Origin of the sequence: Sulfitobacter sp. 1A12056, from assembly GCF_043558125.1 — a bacterium.
Taxonomy (GTDB): Bacteria; Pseudomonadota; Alphaproteobacteria; order Rhodobacterales; family Rhodobacteraceae; genus Sulfitobacter; species Sulfitobacter faviae.
Genome location: NZ_JBIFFY010000001.1, coordinates 39,644 through 61,890, shown reverse-complemented (window position 1 = coordinate 61,890; position 22,247 = coordinate 39,644). Strand labels below are relative to the sequence as shown.

Genomic DNA, 22,247 nt, shown 5'->3' with positions numbered 1-22,247 from the left:
GCCCTCCCTCAATGCAAGTTGTGCTGAGACCCGGTGGCCTCTTCATCCATCAAACCTTCGCCCGAGCGGAACCGGTCGAGCCTAAAGCCCGCCGCCGTCTCATGATGCTGCCCCGTTGCCATCAGATGCGCCAGCGCATAGCCCGAGGCGGGCACCGCCTTGAAGCCGCCGTAGCACCAGCCGCAGTCGACGAACAAACCCTCGGTCTCGGTCTTGTCGATGATCGGGCTGCCATCGGGTGTCATGTCCATGATCCCACCCCAAGAGCGCAGCACGCGGGCCTTGCCGATCATCGGCATCAGGGTCATCCCCGCCTCCATCACATGTTCCATCATCGGCAGGTTGCCGCGCTGCGCGTAGGAGGCATAGAAATCCAGATCGCCACCAAAGACCAACCCGCCCTTGTCGGACTGGCTGATATAGAAATGCCCCATGCCAAAGCTGATCACATGGTCGATGACGGGCTTTAACCCTTCGGAAACGAAGGCTTGCAAAACATGGCTCTCGATCGGCAGGCGCATCCCCGCCATGGCAGCGACTTGGCCCGAGCGCCCAGCCGTCACGATCGCCACCTTCTTGGCCCGGATCGCCCCGCGTGTGGTCTGCACGCCACGCACGCGGCCGTTTTCGATGTCGATGCCGGTGACTTCGCATTGTTGGATCAGATCGACACCGCGCTGGTCCGCGCCGCGCGCATAGCCCCACGCCACCGCATCATGGCGCGCCGTGCCGCCGCGTAGGTGCAGGAGGCCACCGTGGATAGGAAAGCGCCCGTTGTCGTAGTCCAGATAGGGCAGCAGTTTGCGCAGACCCTCGCGGTCGAGCAGTTCCGCATCGTCGCCCTGCTTGATCATCGCATTGCCGCGCCGGGCTGAAGCATCGCGCTGCGCGTCGGAGTGGAACAGGCTGATCACGCCGCGCTGGCTGAACATCACGTTATAGTTCAACTCTTCCGACAGCCCTTCCCAGAGTTTCAGCGAATGGCTGTAGAACTCGGAATTGCCGGGCAGAAAGTAATTGCCGCGCACCACGGTCGTGTTGCGCCCGACGTTGCCCCCGCCAAGGTAGCCTTTTTCAAGCACCGCGATATTCGTCATGCCGTGGTTCTTGGCGAGGTAGTAAGCCGTGCTCAGCCCATGCCCGCCGCCGCCGATAATCACCGCGTCATATTCCGCTTGCGGCTCTGGATCGCGCCATTGCGCCGTCCAACCCCGATTGCCGGTCAAGCCTTCGCGCAATACCCGCAGTCCTGAAAATCGCATCATTCGCCTCCCCCGGTCTGGGCGCAGTCAAGCAACTTGGGGCGCAATTATCAATGACCGAAAACGCCTCTCGCGCCCCCTAAGCCCCCGGACGGCAAAAGGGGCGCAGGACGCCCCTTTTTCGGTCACTTCAAGAGAGGCAATACGCCCCTCAAAGCCCCTTGGCGTGATAGCTCGCCGCGACCTTCTCAATCGAGACGAGATAGGCCGCCGTGCGCAGATCATCGACATCGTCGCGGCTGTGCCAGACATGGGCCATCGCCTCATAGGCCGTGCGCATCGTGTCATCGAGACCGGAGCGGACCAGTTCCAACTCCCCCGCACCGCGCAAATACTTCTCTTTGAAGTCGGGGCTCAGCGTCCAGCCGAGGTCCTTATCCGCGCTCAGCCGCTCAAGCTCATCCACCACCAGTTGGTGACGCGATTCCTCGGCACGGCGCTGCATACGGCCAAAGCGGATGTGGCTGAGGTTCTTGACCCACTCGAAGTAAGAGACCGTCACACCGCCCGCGTTGGCATACATATCAGGCACGATCACCGTGCCCTTCTTGCGCAGCACCTCATCGGCCCCGGCGGTCACCGGACCGTTCGCGGCCTCGATGATCAATGGTGCCTTGATACGTTCGGCATTGGTGAGGTTGATCACCCCCTCCAGCGCGGCGGGGATCAGGATATCGCAGTCCGCTTCCAAAAACTTGGCGCCATCCTCTTCGAACTTCGCATCGGCATAGCCTTTGATGGTGCCATGCTTTTCGATCCACTTGTGCACGGCTTCGACGTTCAGCCCGTCTTCGCTGTGCAGCGCGCCGTCGCGTTCGATGATCGCGGTAATCTTCGCGCCATCTTCTTCGCTGAGGAACTTGGCGGCGTGATAGCCCACGTTGCCGAGACCCTGAATGATGACCCGCTTGCCGTCGAGCTTGCCGGAAAGGCCCGCTTTCTTCAGACCCTCGGGATCACGGAAGAAGGCTTGCAACGCATATTGCACGCCCCGGCCTGTTGCCTCGGTCCGGCCTTGGATGCCGCCCGCGTTGATCGGCTTGCCGGTGACACAGGCCACACCGTTGATGTCGGTGGTGTTCATGCGTTTGTACTGGTCCGCGATCCAAGCCATCTCACGCTCGCCGGTGCCCATGTCGGGGGCGGGCACGTTCTGCGCGGGGTGGATCATGTCGCGCTTGATCAACTCATAGGCGAAACGCCGGGTGATCAGTTCAAGCTCATGTTCATCGTATTCGCGGGGATCGATGCAAAGCCCGCCCTTGGAGCCGCCAAAGGGCGCCTCCACCAGCGCGCATTTATAGGTCATCAGCGCGGCCAGCGCTTCGACCTCGTTCTGGTTCACGGCCATGGAATAGCGGATACCGCCTTTGACGGGCTCCATATGTTCGGAATGGACCGAACGGTAGCCGGTGAACGTATGCATTCGGCCCCGCAGACGCACGCCGAAACGCACCGTGTAGGTGGCGTTGCAAACGCGGATTTTCTCTTCGAGACCGGGCGGCAAATCCATCAGCGCGACCGCGCGGTTGAACATCAGGTCCACACTGTCGCGGAAACTCGGCTCATTGGCTGGATTCATCGGTCTCTCCTCTTCTTGTCCGGTCGCGGTCCCTTTGTTTGCGGGCGCGACTCATCTGGCTGCCCTAGGGGCATGCAGTCGCACCGTAGGACGCCTCATAGCGGGGCGCGACCCAATTCCTCGCGATTTGCGAAACTTTATCAACCGTGGGTAGGGGCGGCCCGCGCCACCCTCCCCGCCCGGTGGAAATCGGTCCAAAACGCCCCCGAAAACCGCCCCCAAGCGCCGCCTATTGCCCCAGACGTGCCAAACTCTGGACACTTTCCCGCAGCACAACAGGGCAAGGCAAATGCCGCCCATTCCCTTTGGCGCCCGCAGGACGCCAAAGGAAGAGAGGTTGATGACGATGCGCGATAGCACTCACAGTTCGGGAAATCCCCCGCAGCCCCTGCCCGCGCTGCTGCGCCGCTTCGCACGCGAAGAAGACGGGCTGGTCACGGTCTTTGCCATTCTGATGATCCTGCTGATGATCCTCATGGGCGGCATCGGCGTGGACCTGATGCGCCATGAACGCGAACGCGCAAGGGTGCAAGCAGTGGCCGACCGCGCCGTGCTGGCGGCGGCTGACCTTGACCAGACGCTCAGCCCCGAGGCCGTGGCCCGCGATTATTTCGACAAGGCGGGGCTGGCCGAATATGTATCCAGCGTAACGGTCGACGAAGGGTTGAACTACCGCCGCGTTACCGTCGATGCCTCGCGCACGCTCAACACGATGTTCATGACCAAATTCGGCCAAGACCGGCTGCATGTCCCTGCCAAATCTACGGCGGAGGAAAAGGTGAACAAGGTCGAGATTTCCATGGTGCTCGATATCTCGGGCTCCATGCGGGAGAACGGCAAGATGGCCAACCTCCATGACGCGAGCGACGCCTTCATCGACACCGTGCTCAAGCCCGAGAACGCGGACCTGATCTCAATCTCCGTCGTGCCCTATACCGCGCAGGTCAACGTCGGGAAGGACATCATGGATGAGTTGAACGTCACCCAGTTGCATTCCTTCTCCCATTGCGTTGATTTCGACGACAGCGAGTTTGACCTCACCGCCATCAGCCAGACCCGAAGCTATGAGCACATGCAACACTTCGAGGCGGGCTATAGCTGGAACGGCTATCATCGCGACAACACCGGCCGTTATGACAACATCTACAACCCCGGCTGCCCGAAGCAGGATTACGAAGAAATCGCGCCCTATTCGCAGAACGCCACCGCGCTGAAAGCCCGGATTTCCAATTTCCAGCCCCGCGCGAACACCGCCATTCATCTGGGCATGAAATGGGGCGTGGCGCTGCTCGACCCGTCCTTCCGCGCGATCAATCAAGCCATCGGTGGCGATGCGGCCTTCCAAGGGCGCCCGGCTGACTACAGCGATATCGACACGCTGAAAACGGTGATCCTGATGACTGACGGGGTGAACGTGACCACCCGCCGGATCAACCGCCAAGTCTACGCCAACCGGGACCACTACCGCCATTGGAGCGATTACCCCTTCTACTGGTGGCTGAACCGCAATGTCCGTTCAAGCGAGCGTCACCGCTGGTACTGGACGAAATACAGCGCATCGCAGGCCGACGCCCTGCTCGACAACATCTGCGACGCGGCCAAGGCCAAGGGCATCGTAATCTGGTCGATCGGCTTTGAAGTGACCGACCATGGCGCCTCGGTGATGAAGAACTGCGCCTCCTCCGACAGCCATTTCTTCCGCGTCGAAGGGGTCGAGATCGTCAGCGCATTCGAGGCCATCGCCCGCCAGATCAACCAGTTGAGGCTGACGCAATGATACAGCGCTGCATCAAGGCATGGCGCCGGTTTCGCGGCGATGAGGACGGCTCGGCCATGTTGATGGAATTCGCCATCCTGTCGCCGCTGCTGTTCGGCTGCTTGCTCATGTCCGTCGAGATGAGCTTTTACGCCATCCGCCACATGTTCCTTGACCGGGGGCTCGACATGACGGTGCGCTACATCCGGCTGAACACCAATACCCCGATGACGCATCAGACCATCAAGGACAAAATCTGCGAGGCCGCGATCTTCTTGGATGACTGCGAAGAGACCCTGCGCCTTGAGATGATCCGCGTGGACCCGCGCAATTTCGCCAGCTTCGACCAGTCGCCCGATTGCGTCGACACTTCCGAAGACCCCAGACCGGTGCGCGGCTGGATTCTTGGGGTCGAACATCAGTTGATGCTGCTGCGCGCCTGCGCGCGGTTTGAGCCCTTCTTTCCGACCACCGGCCTTGGCTATGCCCTTGAGAAAGACGGCGCGGGCCGTGTTTCCATGGTCTCAAGCGCGGCCTTCGTGCAGGAGCCGAATTGATGCGCGTTTTCTGCAGTTTGCTGGCCCGGTTCAAAGGGCGCGAGGACGGCTCCATCGCCGTTGAGACGGTGATCATGTTGCCGCTGATGTTCTGGGCCTATCTGGCCATGTATTCGACCTTTGACACCTTCCGGATGTACAACCTCAACCAGACGGCGGCCTATACCGTGGGCGATGCCATCTCGCGCGAGACGCAGGCGATTGACGCGGACTATCTCCAAGGGATGCAAGAACTGTTCGAGTATCTCACCCGGGGCACCGGGCAAACCGCGATACGGGTCAGCTCGCTTTGGTATGACGCGGAAAACAACCGCTATCAGGCCGATTGGTCGCAGGTACGCGGCATGGTTGAGCCGTTGACCAGCGACGATGTGCGCAATTGGCATGACAAACTGCCCGTCATGCCCGACAACGAACGTGTCACGCTGGTCGAGACATGGCGCGACTTCGAGCCACTGTTCAAAACCGGGTTGGAGCGGCGCGACATTCACAACTTCGTCTTCACCCGCCCGCGCTATGCGCCACGCACGGTCTGGTCGGACGGTTAAGCGGCCTCACGCTCGGCCAGTTTGGCGCGGATGATCTCGGCAATCAGCTTGGTTTCATTGGCCGGGGTCATGCCGCCCACGCCGATCCGGCGGCCAAGGCTCCACCACAGGCCCAAGCGCCAGCCCCGCGCCACGCGGCGGTTGGTCTTGAGCAGGAAACCGTTCGAGGGTTTGACCGCGAAAGCACCCTGATCGATGCGCGCGATTTCGTCCATGCGGACGATCACCCGGCCATCGGCATCGCGCAGCGCCTCTTCGGTCAGTTCCACCGCGCTGGCGGTGGCGCGGCGCATCACCTCGGCAATCGCGATAAAACCAAGCCCCACCAGCACCAGCACGGTCTGCCAGATCGGATCGGGGGAGCGGGTCAGTGCGGAATAGATCAGCAGCAACCCCAGCCCCGCCAGTGACAACAGCCCCACCGCCCGCCGCGCGGGTGACGCCTTGGCCGTGGCCAGCACGGTCTCCGCGTCGCTGTGCATCATCTGAGAGGTGTCGGTCATGGGCCGGGCTTTCTAAGGGGCAAGGGGCCGGTTAACGCCGCCCCCTGCCGGGGTCATTCGCCCTCGGCCTAGCCCGCCGTCCGGCAAAGGGCAAGACCGGGCACCGGGCGGCACCCGACCCGCTCACCGTTCGGGCTTGCCGTCGCGTTTGCCTTTCTTGCGGGGCGGCCCCGCTTCCAGCCGCTGTTGCAGCTTGTCGGCATAGTCTTGACGGGCGGCGGCATCCATCGCGCTGACCTCGGCCAACCACGCCTCATGGGCGACCTGCTGAACACTGGCTGCGGCCTCGCCTTGGGCGGCAAGCACCGCCGCGGCGACATCGGCCTCAAACGGCTCGGCCCGAAGCGCGGCGAGCATTTCGTCATAAAGCGCGCGGCGCGCATCCCGATCAAGGTGATGCGCCTTGCCGCTGGCGCGCATCTTGCTATGCAGTTCGTGCCGTGTCTCGGGCGGCAGCGTCTGTACATAGGGCGAGGCATAGCTGCGCAGCCCCGGCAAATCGCCAGCGCCACGCGGCCCCGGCCCGCCATGACGCCACATCGCCCCGCCAAGCGCGCCGAGGATCATCACGTTCAACGCCAGCGACAGGCCAAGGGCCACCCGCATGAGGCGCCTGCGCCGCGGTGTCGGATCCTGTGTCATCTCAACTTTCCTCCATGTCCCAGCCAAATCCACCGAATTCGCTGCCTGTGTCAGCCGCCGTGAGGTCCGAAGTCTCGGTCTCCCATGTGCCGGTCACGAACTGCCCGGCCAAATCCGGCATGCCTTCGGGCGGTGCCACTCCGACCCAAACCCCGACAGCCGCGGCAGTGGCAAGACCGCTCAGCCCCGCCGCACCGCCCAAGAGTTGCCAGAGCGCCTGATGCCACGGCTGGCGCGGCGCTTTGGGCATATGCGCTTCGGCATCAGCCAGAACGCGGGCCTGCAAATCGGCCGAGACCTGTGGCGGATTGGCCCGGGCCGCGGCAAAGAAATCTTCCAGATCGTCGACGTCACTCATTTTCAAACCCCAATGCGTCCCGTTGTGCCGACAGTTGCGCGGCCAATGCCCGTTTGCCCCGCGCGGTCAGGCTTTCCACCGCTTCGACCCCGATGCCCAGCACCTCGGCGATCTCGGGATTGGCCATACCGTCGATATGGCGCAACACCACCGCTTGCCGCTGGCGGTCGGGCAAAGTGGCCAGCGCCTGTTGCAGCGCGTCCACACGGGCGGCCTGCTGCATCTGCTGCGCGGCACCGGGGGTCGGATCGGCAGGTTCCGCCACATCATCGAGCCCGGACACCCCCGCCCCCCGGCGGCGCAGACGGTCGGTGCAGAGGTTGGCCACGACACGGTAAAGCCAAGTGGTCACCTTGGCCTCGCCCCTGCGCCACTTCGGCGCCTGACGCCAGAGCCGCAGCATCGCCTCTTGGGCCACATCCTCGGCCTCGGCCCGGTCACCGAGCACCCGCAGCGCATGGCCGTGGAGGCGCGGCACCAGCCGCGCGGTCAGCAACCGCGCCGCCGCCGCATCGCCATTGGCATAGCGTTGCAACAACTCGGCATCCGCATCTTGCTGCGCGTTGGGCAAATCCTGCATCCCGTCCATGGCTAAGGTCCGGGCGCGCCATGATCAAGCGCGCCCGAGGCTTCATTTAGTCGCGCTGCGGCTTGTCATGGTCCATTTTGTCACCCTTATGGTGCCGCTTGCCATGCATTTTTTTCGCCGCTTCAAACTCTTCGGCGCTGACGCTGCCGTTACCGTCTTTGTCCAGACGCTCGAACATCTTGGCCGGATCGTGGCGCTGCGTCATCTCTTCCATCGAGAGTTTGCCGTCGTCATTGGCGTCCATGCGCTCGATCATGCGGGCGCCCTTGTCACCGCCCTTATCACCGCCCTTATGACCGTGCTTGCCGCCCTCTTTGCCGCCGCGCTTGCCACCGTGTTTATCGCCCATGGCTTCCAATTCGGAGGCGTCGAGGCTGCCGTTGCCGTCGGTGTCGAAACGCTCAACCATCTTGGCGGCGCGATCGGCGCGGCGTGCATCGCCTGCGGCCTTCAGCTCTTCGCCGGTCACGAAACCGTCGCCATCGGCATCAACCTTGGCAAAACGCGCCTCGGCATGGGCCTGAAACTCTGCCTGCGTGATCGCACCGTTGCCATCTGCGTCAAGCTGCTGGAACCGGTCCTGCCCGTTTGGTTGGGCGGTGGCGGCCACGGCACCCACGGCCAACAATCCGCTGAGGGCTGCGATCTTCATATTGGTACGAATGGTCATCTTGATACTCCTCGTTTTTTAAAGATCGTCTCACGCTTTTGCGCCGCGATCACAGGGTCAAACGGCGGAGCCCGAAACTTCCGTCGCAGGTTTTCAAACTTTTTTTCGAAGAATTGGCAAAGCCCCGCCCTGCGCGACATGGCGCCGCAACGGCAACCTCCGGTCTTTTCATTTGACGCCCCAGACTGCATCTATCCCTCAACCAGAGGATCGCCCCATGTCACAGACCCAGCAATTGTCCCCCGACACCGCAGAGACCGACGCCAGCGAAGAGCGGCCCCGCCTGCCTGCCATGCTGCGCGGTTGGCGTGGCAAATGCCCCTCCTGCGGGGGCGGAGAGCTGCTGCATGGCTATCTGAAAGTGAACGACGACTGCGCAGTCTGCCGTCAGGAATTCCACCACCACCGCGCCGATGACGGCCCGGCCTATCTGACCATTCTGCTGGTCGGTCACCTTTTGGCACCGGGGCTGCACATCGCCTATGTGGTCTGGCGGCCCGAACCTCTGACCCTGTTCACCATTTTTGCGGTTGGCTGCACGGCGCTGTCGCTTTACCTTCTGCCCAGACTGAAGGGGGCCATGATCGGCTTTCAATGGGCCAAAAGGATGGGCGGCTTCGGCCGGTCAAGCTAAGGCGGCCTGCCCTTCGGCCCCTGACTGCCGGAGCGCTACCGCATGACCATCGACAAGACCAAAATCCGCAACGCCGCCACGGTGATCGTGCTGCGCGACCGCCATGAGACCCCGCATATCCTGATGGGGCAACGCGGGGCCAAGGCGGCCTTCATGCCGAATAAATTCGTCTTTCCCGGCGGGGCGGTGGACGCGGGCGATGCCCATGTGCCCCTTGCCGCACCGGTGAACGCGCTTTGCCACGGCAGGCTTTGTGATGATGCCGAACCGTCGCTCGCCCATGCCATCGCCGTTGCCGCCATTCGTGAGCTTTGGGAAGAGACCGGTTTGGTGCTGGGCCGCAAGGGCGCATGGCAGGGGGATGTGCCGCCCGACTGGCAGAGCTTTGCAGCCACGGGCCATTTGCCCGATGCCTCCGCCCTGCAATTCGTGTTTCGCGCCCTGACACCGCCGGGCCGCCCGCGCCGTTTCGACGCGCGTTTCTTTCTGGTGGATGCCGACGACATCGCCAGCGACCCCGATGATTTTGACGCCGCCTGTGATGAGCTGTCACATCTGCAATGGGTGCCGCTAAGCCGGGCGCGGTCTTTCGACATGCCCTTCATCACCGAGGTCGTATTGGCCGAGGTCGCCGCCCGGGCGCGTGACACCAGCCCGCCTGCCTCGGTCCCGTTTTTCAAGAACAACGACGAAGAAAGCCTGTTCCTGCGTCTGCATGGCCGCCCGATGTCGGGCTAGGTCACCAAAACCAGCATCAGGATCGAGACCGCCAGCACCGCCATGCCCGCCCACTCCCGGCGCGAAATCCGCTCGCGAAAGAACAGGGTCGTGGCGGCGATGCTTAGCATCAGTTCGACCTGCCCCAAGGCTTTCACATAGGCCGCGTTTTGCAGGGTGAAGGCGATGAACCAACAGAGCGACCCGCCCATCGAGGTCAGCCCGATCCAAACCGCCACCCGCCGCGCGGCCCAGACCCGGCGCATCTGCCCCGGTTCGCGCAGGCGTAGCCAAAGCGCCATGATCAACGTTTGCATCAGCACCACCGCGGCCAAAGTCACCCCCGCCCGCAACAGCGGATCGCCCGAGGCCACGGCGAGCGAAGCGCCGCGATAACAGACTGCCGAGATCGCGAAGAGAAAGCCCGAGGCGATGCCCAGCCCCGCCGCACGGTTGCGCAGATCGCTAAGGCGCAGCCCCCGCGCCTCGGCCCCGCCGGACAGCAACAGCAGCCCCAGCACGCCAAGGGCGATGGCCGCAAAGCCCGCGCCCGAAACACCCTCGCCCAGCACGATCCAGCCCATCAGCACGGTCTGGATCACTTCGGTCTTCTTGAAAGTGATGCCCACCGCGAAATTGCGCTGCTTGAACAACAGTACCACGCAGACCGTCGCCATGATCTGCGCCGTGCCGCCCATCGCCCCGTACAGCCAGAAGCCCGCCTCAAGCGGCGGCACCCCCTGCCCGCTCAGCGCCAGATAGAGCGGCAGCAACAGCGCCACGAAGGGCGCGGAATAGAGAAACCGCGAAAAGGTCGCCCCGCCTGCCGAAAGCGTATCGGTCGCCAGATGCTTTTGCAGCATGAAGCGCCCGGTCTGAAAGACGGCGGCGGCAAGGGTGACAAGGATCCACAGATCGGGGGCGAAAGCACTGTCCATAACAGCCTATAGGCCGAAGGCGGGCGGCAGGGCCAGTGCCTTAGGGCCTCATCTTTAGGGCCCCGAGGTCATAGCCGTTGAAGGCCAAGATCTCCTGCGCGGCGGCGATCCGGTCCGCCCCGCCTGTCACCTGTCGGTCAAGGATCCAGCCATATCCGCCATCGGGGCTGCCGATGACCGCCGTGCGGAACCCTTCGTCGACCCAAAGCACCCAGAAAGGCCGCTCGGCCCCGCCGACGGCGGCGCGCATCGTGTAACGGCCCGGCCCCTTTGCGCTCAGCGCCCAAAGAGTGCGGGTGTTACGGCATCCGGCGCTGTCGCAGGTCTGGCGCTGTTCAATCAGGGTCGGCCCTTCCGGCGCGAAGGTCACGGCCTGCAGGTCGGCGTCACCGGGGAATGCGGCCCGGACCTGCCAATCGCCGCCAAAGCGCGCTGCGTCATAGCGGCTGGTGGCCCCGATCAAAGCCTCCGCATCTCGAAACCCGGTCTGCGCGGGCGGTGCCTCACCGCCACTACATGCCGCGAGGGCGCCCAAGAGCAGCAACATGGCCCCCCGCCGCGCCAGATGCATCCCAAGGCGGGCCATCAATAGGGCATCGGATGGGCTTTATGCGCCGCGTCAAGGTCGGTCATCACCTCATCGCTCAAGGTCAGCTCCGCCCCGCCAAGCGCCACGTCAAGCTGCTCAAGGCTGGTCGCGCCAAAGATCACTGAGCCCATGAAGGGCCGTGTCGCACACCATGCCAGCGCCATCTGCACCGGGTCGAGCCCATGTTTCTCGGCCACGTCAAGATAGGCCGCGACCGCCTCAAAGGCGCGGGGGGTGACCCGACCGCCCAGATCTTCGTTCAGCGACAGACGCGACCCGGCGGGGACCTTCCCGCCCTGATATTTCCCGGTCAGCAACCCCGCGGCCAGCGGAGAGAAGGCCAGCATGTCAATCTGCTCATTGATGCAGGTCTCGGACACATCGGTATCGGCCAGTCGGCACATCAGCGAATATTCGTTCTGCACCGAGATCGGGCGCGGCCCGCCCACCCGTTCGGCCACGGCAGCCCATTGGGTCAACCCCCAAGCGCTTTCGTTGCTGAGGCCAAAGGCGCGGATCGTCCCACGTTCGACCTCACGTTGCAGCGCGCCGAGCGTGTCTTCCATATGCGCAATGGTCTCGGCCCGGTTCTGGTTCGACGGGTCGTAGTGCCAGTTCTTGCGGAACATATAGCTGCCGCGGTTGGGCCAGTGGAATTGATAAAGGTCGATGTGATCCGTCTGCAAGCGCTTCAGCGAGCCTTCGATGGCGCCGGGGATCGTGTCGGAGGAAATCGGCGCGCCGTCGCGGGCGTGCTGCATCCCCTCGCCGGAGTGTTTGCTGGCCAGAACCACCTCGTCCCGGCGCTTGTCGCGGGCGAACCATTGGCCGATGATCTCTTCCGTCCGGCCAATCGTCTCGGCGCTGATCGGGTTCACGGGGTACATCTCGGCAGTGTCGATGAAGTTGATCCCGGCCTCCAGCGCGCGGTCGATCTGCGCATGGCCCTCCTCGGCGGTGTTCTGGGTGCCCCATGTCATGGAGCCCAAACAGAAATGCGAGACCTCGATATCGCTTGAGCCGAGCTTTTTCATCTTCATCTTGTGGTCCTCGCTTGTGATTTGCCCGCAACCTAGCCGCCTGCCCGGCCTTCGCAAGGGCAATTGCCCCGCGCCGATCCTAGCACCCCGACAAAAGCGCAGCCCCGGTAGTTTTCGGCCTTCCGTTTGGGCAGCAATGGACGCAATCTGCGCCCATGCGCCTGCTCATATCCTTCGCCGCCCTATTCTTCTCGGTCATCCTCCTGCAACTCTCCACCGGAGGTGTGGGGCCGATTGACGTGCTGTCAGGCGCCCAGCTTGGGTTCAGCCGACAGGAAATCGGTATGCTTGGCTCGGCGCATTTTCTGGGGTTCTTCATCGGCTGCTGGTGGGCACCTCGGTTGATGGGCAGCGTCGGCCACAGCCGCGCCTTTGCGGCCTTCACCGCCGCCGGATCAATCGGCCTGATGGCGCATATGATGGTGGTGGACCCCTACGCATGGGGGCTGATGCGTGTCGCGTCAGGCATGTGCGTGGCGGGCTGCTATACGGTGATCGAAGCATGGATGCAGGCCAAAGTCACCAATGAGACCCGCGGGCGCACCATGGGCGTTTACCGGGTGGTGGACATGAGCGGCTCGCTCGCCGCGCAGTTGATCGTGGGCGTGCTCGCCCCGGCGTCTTACGTCTCTTACAACCTGCTGGCCATCGGCTGCTGTGCCGCCCTCTTGCCGCTGACGCTGACCAAGGTTCGCCCGCCCGAAACACCCAGCCAGCCACGGCTGCGCCCACGCCTCGCCTTTGACCGCTCGCCACTGGCGGCGGCGGGGGTCATCGTGGCCGCCGTCTCCAGCGCGTCTTTCCGGATGGTCGGGCCGATCTACGGCCAAGAAGTCGGCCTCAGCGCGCCGCAGATCGCGTGGTTCCTCGCCGCCTTCGTGCTCGGCGGTGCGCTTGCGCAATATCCCATGGGGATGCTGGCCGATAAGTTCGACCGCCGCTGGGTGCTGATCTGGCTCTCGGTCGCCGCGATGGGCGGCTGTGCGGTCACCGTGATGGGCGCGGGCTATGGCACGGCGGGGATCATGCTCTCCGCCGGGCTCTTCGGCGCCACGACCTTTCCGATCTATTCGGTCTCTGCCGCCCATGCCCATGACTTTGCCAGTTCCGACGAGCGGGTAGAGCTTTCCGCCGCCCTGATGTTCTTTTTCGCTCTGGGAGCCATCGGCGCGCCCTATCTCGCCTCGGTCCTGATCGACAATTTCGGCGCGGCGGCGCTTTTCGCGATGATTGCGGCGGCGCATGGGGGCCTGGTGGTCTTTGGCCTTGCCCGGATGCGCGCGCGCCCCACCTTGGCCGAGCGGACGCCCTACGTCTACGCCCCACGGACCAGCTTTCTCATCGGGCGGCTCTTGGGCCGCGCGCGGGACCGCGATTGACCGGTCCCGTCTTTTGCTGGAACTGGCGCAGCCCTTGCGATAAGGCTGCGCCAAGCACGGGAATATTTATATGACACGCCACCTCATCACCTCCGCCATCCCCTATATCAACGGGATCAAACATCTGGGTAACCTCGTGGGCAGTCAGCTGCCTGCGGACCTCTACGCGCGCTATCAGCGTGGCCGGGGGCAGGATGTTCTGTTCCTCTGCGCCACGGACGAGCACGGCACCCCCGCCGAGCTTGCCGCCGCGAAAGCGGGCAAACCGGTCGATGAATATTGCGCCGAGATGTATGAAACACAGGCTCGCATCGCCGATGGGTTCGGCCTGTCCTTCGATCACTTTGGCCGCTCGTCCAGCCCGCAGAACCGCAAGCTCACGCAGCATTTCGCGGGCGCGCTGGCCGACCGCGGGCTAATCGAAGAGGTCTCCCAACGGCAGATTTATTCGCCGACCGACGGGCGCTTCCTGCCCGACCGCTATGTCGAGGGCACCTGCCCCAACTGCGGTTTCGAGGATGCACGCGGCGATCAGTGCGACAATTGCACCAAGCAGCTCGACCCCGAGGATCTGATCAACCCGCGCTCGACCATTTCGGGTGCTACTGATCTGGAGATGCGCGAGACGAAACACCTGTTCCTCAAGCAAAGCCAGCTGAAGGACGAGCTCGACGCTTGGATCGACAGCAAGACCGACTGGCCCGTGCTGACCACCTCCATCGCCAAGAAATGGCTGCATGACGGCGACGGGCTCCAAGACCGTGGCATCACCCGCGACCTCAGCTGGGGCGTGCCGGTGAAACGCGGCGATCAGGATTGGCCGGGCATGGAGGGCAAGGTCTTCTACGTCTGGTTCGACGCGCCCATCGAATACATCGCCTGCGCGCAGGAATGGGTCGATGCGGGCAAGGGCACCGATTGGGAAAGCTGGTGGCGCACCGACAAGGGCGCCGAAGACGTGCGCTACACCCAGTTCATGGGCAAGGACAATGTCCCCTTCCACACGCTCAGCTTCCCCGCCACGATCAAGGGCTCGGGCGAGCCGTGGAAGCTGGTGGATTATATCAAGTCCTTCAATTACCTCAATTATGACGGCGGTCAGTTCTCCACCTCGCGCGGGCGCGGCGTCTTCATGGATCAGGCGTTGGAAATCCTGCCGGCGGATTACTGGCGCTGGTGGCTCTTGAGCCACGCGCCCGAGACCTCAGATGCCGAATTCACTTGGGAAAACTTTCAAGCCTCGGTGAACAAGGACTTGGCCGACGTGCTGGGCAACTTCGTCAGCCGGATCACCAAGTTCTGCCGCTCCAAATTCGGCGAAGCGGTACCCGAGGCCGGCGAATACGGTGAGGCGGAACAGGCGCTGATCGAAGACATCACCGCCCGCGTCGCCCGTTACGAGACGTTGATGGAGGCGATGGAGGTCCGCAAATCCGCCGCCGAACTGCGCGGCATCTGGGCGGCAGGCAACGAATATCTGCAAGCCCAAGCGCCTTGGACCAACTTCAAGACTGACCCCGACCGCGCGGCGGCGCAGGTGCGGCTGGCGTTGAACCTGATCCCGCTCTACGCCGTGCTTTCCGCACCCTTCATCCCCACGGCCTCGGCCTCGATGCTGGCGGCGATGAAGGTCGAAGACATGCCGTGGCCCGACGATGTGCCCGCGGCCTTGGGCAAGCTTGCCCCCGGCCACGGCTTTGAAGTGCCCGAGGTGCTTTTTGCCAAGATCAGCGATGAGGACCGGGAAAGCTGGGCCGAACGTTTCGCCGGTAAGCGCGACTGATCAAAAATGTAGGAACAGCGGCGCGGGTTATGCGCCGCTGTTTCACTTTGCGGCACGGGCATTTCGCTAACCGCGCAGCGCGCGCATTCGCGCTGAGACCGCGCGCACCGGCCCTACGCCATTCGCCGCCGCTTCGACACCCCGAAACCGGACGCCATGCCCCCGCCCTTTGGGATCCCGCTCCGCCGTGAGCCAACCGTGGACAATGCGGGCCGTCTCCTCCCCCGGGTGCATCTGAAAGCCGCCCTGCGGCGCCAGCCCCTCAAGCGCCTGCGCCCAAAGCGTGCCGATCTCAGCGCCATCGCAAAGCCGCGGCCCGAACAGATCGCTGATATGCTGCCCGATCAGACAATCCCCCAGCCCATAGGTGACACCACAGGCCGCCTCATTGGCATGGCAAACGCGCCCATCGGGAGAGAAAACCACGTCGATTTCGGCCATATCGGCCTTGACCGGGGATAGGATGGCCTCACCCGCCGCCCCCTTCCCGCCCGCGGGGCCGGGAGAGGGCATAAGCGCCCCGCGAAGCCCTCCCTTGGGCCGACCATCAAGGTTCTGCCTAAACATGCGCCGCTCTGCCGCGAAAACGATGGAGATGAGCGGGAGTTGCCCTGAGGTAAGGCTGTCCTCCGCAGCAGTGGTATCTCCGTCTGACATGCTCACCCTCTCACGCGGCCCGTTGGGCCCCGACGCGCCGCACCGCACAGCGGAGCCCAGCATCCGAGCAACATAGCCCCGCAAGCAAAAAACCATGCGCCGTAAGAGGTTAGACGACCTCCCTCCTTTCCCTGAACCTGCCATCTGTCGCCTCTGCCTCATCCCGCCCCACTGCCGACCTTGGGGGAGGATTAGCGGCAAGGTCTTACCACGGAGTTAAAAAATGTAGGCACAGTGTGAACTTGCGGGAGACTTATTTTCGCCCTATTCCGACAGCAATTAACCAAGTGTTAATATCAGATAGGATAAAGATGTTCCGGGTCGCCCATACAATTCATCACGATCACGACCTCGGGCTCGTGCTGCTTGCGGCACTTCTTTGTATCTTCGGCAGCTGGGTGGTGGCACGGCTCTATCGGCATGTGCTTGAACAGCCGCGCCGCCAAGCGTTGATCTGGTGCTATCTGACCGCGATGACAGCGGGGGTGACGATCTGGTGCACCCATTTCATCGCGATCCTCGCCTATCAGCTCGACGCGCCGGCGACGTTCCATTTCTCGCTCACCTTCCTGTCGCTGATCATCGCCATCGTCGGCTCGATCTTGGGCGTCGTCATCGCCGGGCTGCTGAAATCCCGCCGGGCCACGGTTCTGGGCGGGACGATCTTTGGGCTGGCGATTTCGGCCATGCATTATACCGGCATGGTGGCCTATCGCGTGCAGGGCGCGATCCAGTGGGACATGGGCTATCTGACCGCCTCCGTCATCATCGCGGTTGTCCTTGCGACCCTCGCGCTTGGCGCGGCGGGCCGTGGGGGCAAGGGCAGCGTGCTGTGGATGGCCGCGCTTTTGGCGCTGGCGATCATCCTGCTCCATTTCACCGGCATGGCCGCTTTTCAGGTCACCCCGCTGGCCGCGCAGCCGCTTTACGCCAACCCGGTTGAATATAGATTAATCGCGCTGATCATCGCCGGCACCGCCGCCATCATCGCGCTGGCCGCGCTCTTTAGCTATGTTGTCGAAAACCGCACCCGCAACGAAAGCGTCGAGGAACTGCGAAAGGCCCGCGATGCCGCCGAAAGCGCCAGCCGGGCGAAATCGGAATTCATGAGCGTGCTCAGCCACGAATTGCGCACCCCGCTGACCGTCGTGATCGGCTACGCCAGCTTCCTGTCGGAACTCAAACGCCACAACCTTGCCAAGCTGGGCCCGGATGAAAAACCGGAGTCCGAGCACTTCAGCAAAATGGGCGATCAGGCGGAACTCTACGGCCAGCGCATCAAATTTGCGGGCGGGCAATTGTTGACCATTATCAACGACATCCTCGACTATACGAATATGGAGTTGAACGACCTCGCGCTCGACAAGACCGCCTTCGACACCCGCGCGCTTTTGGAGGAAGTGGTCGAAGAGCACCACGGCGCCGCGCATGACAAGACCGCCACGCTGCATATCGACACCCCGCCCCTCACCGTCACCGCCGACCGCCGCCGCAGCCTGCAACTGTTGGGACATATCGTCGGCAACGCGCTGAAATTCTCCAAGGCGCGGGACATCTATCTGCGTGCGCGCCTGCACGCGGGCGGGTTTGTTTTCGAGGTCGAAGACAATGGCGTCGGCATCGCCGCGCAGGATCTGGACCGCATTTTCGAGGCTTTCACCCAGATCGAAGACGCCGATGACCGCGCCGAGGGCGGCACCGGGCTGGGGCTTGCGATCTGCAAGAAACTTGCCCTCGCCCATGGTGGCGACATCACGGTCAAAAGCACGCTCGGTCAGGGGACGACCTTTACCGCCTTCATCCCCGGCGCCACGCAATTGGCAGAGCCTGCGACGCTGGCGCAGGCAAGCTAAGTCTTTGAAAACAGTGGTGCGGGCGGTGGGACTCGAACCCACACGGGGCTACGCCCCAACAGATTTTAAGTCTGGTATGTCTACCATTCCATCACGCCCGCATCGGGGCGCACAATAAGCATCACGCGGGCGGTGTAAATGGGCGAATGCCCCCGGCCCCATGGTTCTAGCACGATGCTTCAGGCCGTATCGGCCAGCATGGTTTCCTTCACCGCCTCCATCGCCACATAGGTCGAGGTGCTGGCCACATGCGGCAGGGTTGAAATCACCTCTCCCAGAAAGCGGCGATATTCCGACATGTTCCGCGTGCGCACCTTAATCAGATAGTCGAAATGGCTCGCGATCATATGGGCCTGTTCGATCTCTGGCACCTTGGCCACGGCGAGGTTGAAGGCCCGCAAGGCCGCCTCGCGCGTGTCGTTCAGGCGCACCTCGACAAAGGCGACGTGATCCAGCCCCAGCCGGATCGGGTCCAAAAGGGCGCGATAGCCAAGGATCACGCCGCTTTCCTCCAACCGGCGCAGACGCGCTTGGGTGGGGGATTTCGACAGGCCGATGCGGCGGGCAAGATCGGTGATGCTGATGCGCCCGTCCTCGGCCAACACCGATAGAATCGCGCTGTCGAACCGGTCCAGATTGAAAAGTTCATTTGACATGCGATTTCCCGCTAGTTCGGTCATAACGACCATGATAAAATACATAGTAAGTCGATTAGCCTTCTCAACATGCGGTATTCTGGTCCAAACATCAACTGGAGCTTGCCATGGCCCTCGATCACGCCCCCGCCCTTCGCCAAACCATCGACGCGCGCACCTATGCCGAGCCTGACGCGCTGCTGACCGAGCTCAAGGCACAGGCCGATCTTTCGCCCGAGGACCGCGCCAAGATCACCGCCGATGCGGCGGGTCTGGTGCGTGACATCCGCGGCACCTCGGCCCCCGGCATGATGGAAGTCTTCCTTGCCGAATACGGGCTCAGCACCGAGGAAGGCGTGGCGCTCATGTGTCTGGCCGAAGCGCTGCTGCGCGTGCCGGATGCCGAGACCATCGACGCGCTGATCGAAGACAAGATCGCGCCCTCCGATTGGGGCCGTCACATGGGGCATTCGACCTCCAGCCTCGTCAACGCGTCGACATGGGCGCTGATGCTGACGGGCCGCGTGCTGGACGACGACCAGCCCGGCCCGGTGCGCCACCTGCGGGCGGCGATCAAACGTCTGGGCGAGCCGGTGATCCGCACCGCCGTCAGCCGCGCCATGCGCGAAATGGGCCGCCAGTTCGTGCTGGGTGAGGACATTCAGGCCGCGATGAAACGCGCCCGCGGAATGGAAAAGAAGGGCTTCACCTATAGCTACGACATGCTGGGCGAAGCCGCGCGCACCGAGGCTGATGCCAAGCGCTACCATCTCAGCTATTCCCGCGCGATCTCGGTCATTGCAGATGCCTGCACCCATGACGACATCCGCAAGAACCCCGGCATTTCGGTCAAGCTCTCGGCCCTGCACCCGCGTTACGAGTTGGCGCAGGAAGAGGCCGTGATGCGCGATCTGGTGCCGCGCCTGCGGGCGCTGGCGCTCTTGGCAAAATCCGCCGGCATGGGCCTCAATATCGATGCAGAGGAGGCCGACCGTTTGGCACTCTCGCTCGAGGTGATCGACACGGTGATGGGCGAGCCTGCCTTGGCCGGCTGGGACGGTTTCGGCGTGGTCGTGCAGGCCTACGGCCCCCGCGCCGGCGTGGTAATCGACACGCTCTACGACATGGCGCAGCGTCATGACCGCCGCATCATGGTGCGACTGGTGAAAGGCGCCTATTGGGACACCGAGATCAAGCAAGCGCAGGTCGAGGGGATCGACGGATTCCCGGTCTTCACCCGCAAGGCCGCGACGGATGTGAGCTATATCGCCAACGCCCGTAAGCTCTTGGGCATGACCGACCGCATCTACCCGCAGTTTGCCACCCATAACGCCCATACCGTCGCCGCCGTGCTGCATATGGCCGACGATCCCGAGGCTTACGAGTTCCAACGCCTGCACGGCATGGGCGAGACCCTGCATGACATCGTCATGCAGAAACACGGCACCCGCTGTCGCATCTACGCCCCCGTGGGCGCGCACCGTGATCTGCTGGCCTATCTCGTCCGGCGTCTCTTGGAGAACGGGGCGAACTCCAGCTTCGTGAACCAGATCGTTGACGAGGACGTGCCGCCCGAAGTCGTGGCCGCCGATCCCTTCGACCAACTTCAGGATAACGCCCCAACGATCCCGAAAGGGCCGGAGGTGTTCCAACCGCAGCGCGCCAATGCGCGCGGCTTCGATCTGGCGCATACCCCAACCCTCGCTGCGATCGAAGAAGCCCGTGCGCCCTTTGCGGACGCCATATGGGAAGCCGCACCGCTACTGGCGGGCGAAGCTGCGCCCGAGGCGGCTGAAACCGTCGCCAACCCTACCGGGGGTGCCTCCCCCGGGACCGTGCGCCCTGCCTCCAAGGCCGATGTGGCCACGGCGCTCGACACTGCCGCGCCTTGGGACGCGCCTCTCAACACCCGCCGCGACACGCTTTTGCGCGCCGCCGACATGCTCGAGGACCGCTACGGCGAGATCTTCGCCATCCTCGCCCGCGAGGCTGGCAAGGGTCTGCCCGACTGCGTGGCCGAATTGCGTGAGGCGGTGGATTTCCTGCGCTACTACGCAGGTCAAGCCACCAACGAGCCGCCCGCGGGCCTCTTCACCTGCATCTCGCCGTGGAACTTCCCGCTGGCGATCTTCTGCGGGCAGGTCGCGGCAGCACTGGCCCCAGGCAATGCCGTACTGGCCAAACCGGCCGAGCAAACCCCGCTGATCGCACAGCTTGCCGTCAAAGTGCTGCATGAAGCCGGCGTGCCGCGCGCGGCGCTGCAACTGCTGCCGGGCGGCGGCGAGGTGGGCGCGGCACTCACGGGCGACGCCCGCGTCAACGGCGTGGCATTCACCGGCTCCACCGCCACCGCCCTGCGCATCCGCGCCAATATGGCCGAGCATTGCGCCCCCGGCACCCCGCTCATCGCCGAGACCGGCGGCCTCAACGCCATGATCGTCGACAGCACCGCCCTGCCCGAGCAGGCCGTGCAGGCCATCGTCGAAAGTGCCTTCCAGTCCGCGGGCCAGCGCTGCTCCGCCGTGCGCTGCCTCTACGTGCAGGAGGACATCGCCGAGGACCTGATCACCATGCTGAAGGGCGCAATGCAGGCGCTGCGCATGGGCGATCCGTGGCATCTGTCGACAGACGTGGGCCCGGTGATCGACGAAGCTGCGCGCAAGACCATCGTGGATCATATCGAAACCGGCCGCGCCGAGGGCCGGTTGATCGCCGAGTTGAAGGCGCCCGAAGACGGCACTTTCGTCGGTCCGGCGATCCTGCGGGTGAACGGTATCAGCGATATGACACGCGAAATCTTCGGTCCGGTGCTGCATGTGGCGACCTTTAAGAGCCACGAGCTTGACGACGTTATCGACGCGATCAACGCCACTGGCTATGGCCTGACCTTCGGCCTACACACGCGGATCGACGACCGGGTGCAGCATGTCTCCGAGAGGATCGAGGCGGGCAACATCTACGTCAACCGCAACCAGATCGGCGCCATCGTCGGCAGCCAGCCTTTCGGCGGCGAGGGTCTCTCGGGCACCGGGCCTAAGGCGGGCGGGCCGAACTACCTGCCGCGTTTCGCCGCCCCCGATCATCAGGAGGCTTCCGGCACATGGGACAGCGCGCAGCAGAGCCTGCCCGCCTTGCCCGCGCATCAGCCAACCGTTCTAGAGACCCAGTCAATGCCCGGACCCACCGGCGAGAGCAACCGCCTGTCGACCCTGCCCCGCCCCGCGCTTCTCTGCATGGGCCCGGGGGCCGAGACGGCGGCGGCGCAGGCCAAAGCCGTGCGCGCCCTCGGCGGCGTGGCGGTTGAGGCCACAGGCCCCATCGACCCCGAAGCGCTCACCACCGGCCCGGCCTATGGCGGCGTGCTCTGGTGGGGCGATGAGGAGACGGCGCGGCAAATCGACAAGGCGCTGGCGGCCCGCGAGGGGGCGATCATCCCGCTTCTGCGCGGCAAGCCCGACACCGCGCGCGTCCGTGCCGAGCGCCATGTCTGTGTTGACACCACCGCCTCGGGCGGCAATGCACAGCTCTTGGGGATGATGGCCTGAACGGGCCGCG

21 protein-coding genes and 1 tRNA gene are annotated in these 22,247 nt (G+C 63.8%); 9 read left to right on the top strand and 13 right to left on the bottom strand.

The window, feature by feature from the left end:
* Positions 1-8: 8 nt before the first annotated feature.
* Both ACGYLD_RS00295 and ACGYLD_RS00290 read right to left on the bottom strand, forming a co-directional pair.
* The gene (locus tag ACGYLD_RS00295) at positions 9-1,262 is read right to left on the bottom strand and encodes a sarcosine oxidase subunit beta family protein (protein ID WP_394400521.1); all 1,254 of its coding nucleotides are present in this window, start codon (positions 1,260-1,262) and stop codon (positions 9-11) included.
* A 151-nt stretch (positions 1,263-1,413) separates the two neighbouring features.
* Positions 1,414-2,844 (bottom strand): Glu/Leu/Phe/Val dehydrogenase, encoded by a 1,431-nt coding sequence (locus tag ACGYLD_RS00290; protein ID WP_394400518.1) that lies wholly within the window; start codon positions 2,842-2,844, stop codon positions 1,414-1,416.
* 340 nt (positions 2,845-3,184) lie between these two features.
* On the opposite strand from ACGYLD_RS00290, the gene ACGYLD_RS00285 reads away from it, so the two are divergent.
* Genes ACGYLD_RS00285 through ACGYLD_RS00275 form a run of 3 tightly spaced genes read left to right on the top strand, consistent with a single transcriptional unit; the run spans position 3,185 to position 5,705 of the window.
* The gene (locus ACGYLD_RS00285) at positions 3,185-4,621 is read left to right on the top strand and encodes a Tad domain-containing protein (RefSeq protein WP_271691752.1); all 1,437 of its coding nucleotides are present in this window, start codon (positions 3,185-3,187) and stop codon (positions 4,619-4,621) included.
* On the top strand, positions 4,618-5,157 hold the full coding sequence (locus ACGYLD_RS00280) for a TadE/TadG family type IV pilus assembly protein (RefSeq protein ID WP_394400514.1): 540 nt from the start codon (positions 4,618-4,620) through the stop codon (positions 5,155-5,157). The genes ACGYLD_RS00285 and ACGYLD_RS00280 overlap by 4 nt, the downstream gene beginning before the upstream one ends.
* Entirely contained in the window at positions 5,157-5,705 is a 549-nt protein-coding gene (locus ACGYLD_RS00275; protein ID WP_394400511.1) for a TadE/TadG family type IV pilus assembly protein, read from the top strand. The genes ACGYLD_RS00280 and ACGYLD_RS00275 overlap by 1 nt, the downstream gene beginning before the upstream one ends.
* On the opposite strand, the gene ACGYLD_RS00270 is transcribed toward ACGYLD_RS00275, so the two are convergent.
* The 5 genes from ACGYLD_RS00270 to ACGYLD_RS00250 all read right to left on the bottom strand — a co-directional run bounded on the left by ACGYLD_RS00270 (position 5,702) and on the right by ACGYLD_RS00250 (position 8,467).
* Positions 5,702-6,208 carry a hypothetical protein gene (locus tag ACGYLD_RS00270; RefSeq protein ID WP_271691755.1) on the bottom strand — a complete coding sequence of 169 codons (507 nt, stop codon included), beginning with the start codon at positions 6,206-6,208 and terminating at the stop codon, positions 5,702-5,704. The two genes, ACGYLD_RS00275 and ACGYLD_RS00270, sit on opposite strands and share 4 nt — an antisense overlap.
* Positions 6,209-6,331: 123 nt before the next feature.
* On the bottom strand, positions 6,332-6,850 hold the full coding sequence (locus tag ACGYLD_RS00265; RefSeq protein WP_271691756.1) for a periplasmic heavy metal sensor: 519 nt from the start codon (positions 6,848-6,850) through the stop codon (positions 6,332-6,334).
* A 1-nt stretch (position 6,851) separates the two neighbouring features.
* The gene (locus ACGYLD_RS00260) at positions 6,852-7,208 is read right to left on the bottom strand and encodes a hypothetical protein (RefSeq protein ID WP_271691757.1); all 357 of its coding nucleotides are present in this window, start codon (positions 7,206-7,208) and stop codon (positions 6,852-6,854) included.
* The gene (locus ACGYLD_RS00255) at positions 7,201-7,797 is read right to left on the bottom strand and encodes an RNA polymerase sigma factor (RefSeq protein WP_067264752.1); all 597 of its coding nucleotides are present in this window, start codon (positions 7,795-7,797) and stop codon (positions 7,201-7,203) included. Before ACGYLD_RS00255 ends, ACGYLD_RS00260 begins: the two co-directional genes overlap by 8 nt.
* A gap of 46 nt (positions 7,798-7,843) precedes the next feature.
* Complete coding sequence (locus tag ACGYLD_RS00250; protein ID WP_271691758.1) at positions 7,844-8,467, bottom strand: calcium sensor EFh; 624 nt, start codon at positions 8,465-8,467, stop codon at positions 7,844-7,846.
* 217 nt (positions 8,468-8,684) lie between these two features.
* On the opposite strand from ACGYLD_RS00250, the gene ACGYLD_RS00245 reads away from it, so the two are divergent.
* Together ACGYLD_RS00245 and ACGYLD_RS00240 are read left to right on the top strand one after the other, a co-directional pair.
* Positions 8,685-9,101, top strand: a complete 417-nt coding sequence (locus ACGYLD_RS00245) for a DUF983 domain-containing protein (protein ID WP_067264746.1) — start codon at positions 8,685-8,687, stop codon at positions 9,099-9,101.
* Between the two features lie 42 nt (positions 9,102-9,143).
* The gene (locus tag ACGYLD_RS00240; protein WP_271691759.1) at positions 9,144-9,839 is read left to right on the top strand and encodes an NUDIX hydrolase; all 696 of its coding nucleotides are present in this window, start codon (positions 9,144-9,146) and stop codon (positions 9,837-9,839) included.
* Here ACGYLD_RS00240 and ACGYLD_RS00235 read toward each other — a convergent pair.
* The 3 genes from ACGYLD_RS00235 to ACGYLD_RS00225 are packed head-to-tail and all read right to left on the bottom strand — an operon-like array spanning position 9,836 to position 12,385.
* Complete coding sequence (locus ACGYLD_RS00235) at positions 9,836-10,756, bottom strand: DMT family transporter (RefSeq protein WP_271691760.1); 921 nt, start codon at positions 10,754-10,756, stop codon at positions 9,836-9,838. The genes ACGYLD_RS00240 and ACGYLD_RS00235 overlap by 4 nt on opposite strands.
* Positions 10,757-10,796: 40 nt before the next feature.
* Positions 10,797-11,342, bottom strand: coding sequence for a lipocalin family protein (locus ACGYLD_RS00230; protein ID WP_271691761.1), 546 nt, complete (start codon positions 11,340-11,342; stop codon positions 10,797-10,799).
* Entirely contained in the window at positions 11,342-12,385 is a 1,044-nt protein-coding gene (locus tag ACGYLD_RS00225) for an aldo/keto reductase (RefSeq protein ID WP_271691762.1), read from the bottom strand. The genes ACGYLD_RS00230 and ACGYLD_RS00225 overlap by 1 nt, the downstream gene beginning before the upstream one ends.
* A gap of 155 nt (positions 12,386-12,540) precedes the next feature.
* Here ACGYLD_RS00225 and ACGYLD_RS00220 point away from each other — a divergent pair, with 155 nt between their 5' ends.
* Positions 12,541-13,764, top strand: coding sequence for an MFS transporter (locus ACGYLD_RS00220; protein WP_067267478.1), 1,224 nt, complete (start codon positions 12,541-12,543; stop codon positions 13,762-13,764).
* A 70-nt stretch (positions 13,765-13,834) separates the two neighbouring features.
* Positions 13,835-15,547, top strand: a complete 1,713-nt coding sequence (metG, locus tag ACGYLD_RS00215; RefSeq protein WP_394400504.1) for a methionine--tRNA ligase — start codon at positions 13,835-13,837, stop codon at positions 15,545-15,547.
* Between the two features lie 66 nt (positions 15,548-15,613).
* On the opposite strand, the gene ACGYLD_RS00210 is transcribed toward metG, so the two are convergent.
* The gene (locus tag ACGYLD_RS00210) at positions 15,614-16,204 is read right to left on the bottom strand and encodes a PAS domain-containing protein (RefSeq protein ID WP_394400501.1); all 591 of its coding nucleotides are present in this window, start codon (positions 16,202-16,204) and stop codon (positions 15,614-15,616) included.
* Between the two features lie 311 nt (positions 16,205-16,515).
* On the opposite strand from ACGYLD_RS00210, the gene ACGYLD_RS00205 reads away from it, so the two are divergent.
* On the top strand, positions 16,516-18,057 hold the full coding sequence (locus ACGYLD_RS00205) for an MHYT domain-containing protein (RefSeq protein WP_394400498.1): 1,542 nt from the start codon (positions 16,516-16,518) through the stop codon (positions 18,055-18,057).
* Between the two features lie 14 nt (positions 18,058-18,071).
* Here ACGYLD_RS00205 and ACGYLD_RS00200 read toward each other — a convergent pair.
* Positions 18,072-18,158, bottom strand: a tRNA-Leu gene (locus ACGYLD_RS00200).
* Between the two features lie 78 nt (positions 18,159-18,236).
* Positions 18,237-18,713 (bottom strand): Lrp/AsnC family transcriptional regulator, encoded by a 477-nt coding sequence (locus tag ACGYLD_RS00195; protein WP_067267484.1) that lies wholly within the window; start codon positions 18,711-18,713, stop codon positions 18,237-18,239.
* A gap of 107 nt (positions 18,714-18,820) precedes the next feature.
* On the opposite strand from ACGYLD_RS00195, the gene putA reads away from it, so the two are divergent.
* Positions 18,821-22,237, top strand: coding sequence for a bifunctional proline dehydrogenase/L-glutamate gamma-semialdehyde dehydrogenase PutA (putA, locus tag ACGYLD_RS00190; RefSeq protein ID WP_394400495.1), 3,417 nt, complete (start codon positions 18,821-18,823; stop codon positions 22,235-22,237).
* Positions 22,238-22,247 lie beyond the last annotated feature (10 nt).